Origin of the sequence: Marinitoga sp. 1154 (assembly GCF_013363285.1) — a bacterium.
GTDB lineage: Bacteria > Thermotogota > Thermotogae > Petrotogales > Petrotogaceae > Marinitoga.
This window is the reverse complement of sequence record NZ_LBFB01000064.1, coordinates 1-921: the sequence shown is the minus strand read 5'-3', so window position 1 is coordinate 921 and position 921 is coordinate 1. Positions and strand designations below refer to the sequence as shown.

General features: G+C 24.5%; 2 protein-coding genes. Both read left to right on the top strand.

Annotation, left to right across the window (positions count from 1 at the left end; all coding sequences use genetic code 11):
• Positions 1-522 (top strand): ABC transporter permease (locus XO12_RS11095; RefSeq protein WP_175420349.1); only part of this gene is annotated, 522 nt, incomplete at its 5' end.
• A partial coding sequence (locus XO12_RS11090; RefSeq protein WP_254867739.1) for an ATP-binding cassette domain-containing protein occupies positions 500-921 on the top strand: 422 nt, incomplete at its 3' end. The genes XO12_RS11095 and XO12_RS11090, both read left to right, overlap by 23 nt.

Genomic DNA, 921 nt, shown 5'->3' with positions numbered 1-921 from the left:
TACCTGCTTCTGTCAGAAACGCCATTATGGGAAGTATTTATATACACAATATTTTCAAGATTAATATTTACAATAATAAACACAGGAATAGTGTTTATATTTTTAATATATACATTTGATGTAGAAATAAAAATGAACATAATATCATCAATAATATTATTGGTAATAACAATGATAAGTTTAAGTGGAATAGGAATATTAAGTGCGGGATTTATAATGCTAACTAAAAAAGGAGATCCAATAAGCTGGGTATATTCATTTTTAAGTGGAATGTTCTCTGGAATATACTATCCAATAGAAATATTACCAAAATGGTTAAGAGGAATATCATATATTTTACCAACAACATATGCAATGGATGGATTAAGAAAAACATTAATAAAAGGATATAGATTATATGAAATAAAAGAAGATATAATAATTCTGATAATAATGGCAGCAATAATATTACCAATAGGAATATATTGGTTTAAAAATAGTTTTGACAAAGCCAGAAAATATGGAACAATTTCACAATATTAAAAACAGAAAAGGAAATGATAAAATGGAAAATATAATAGAAATAACAAATTTGACAAAAATATATAAAAACAAAATAAAAGCACTGGAAAATATAAATCTTACAATAAACAAAGGAGAAAAAGTAACGATATTTGGACCAAATGGAGCAGGAAAAACAACATTAATAAAAACAATAGGAATGTTTATAATACCAGATAGAGGAAAAATAAAAATAAAAGGATATGACACACAAAAAGAAGAAAAAAAGATAAAAAAAATGATAACAATATCAACAGCAAATGAACGGTCATTCTATTACCGATTAAGTTTAGAAGAGAATCTCAAATTTTTTGGGATGTTAAACAATATAACAGGAAAAGAATTAAAAAAGAAAGTGGAAAAAGGATTAAAAGAGATGGG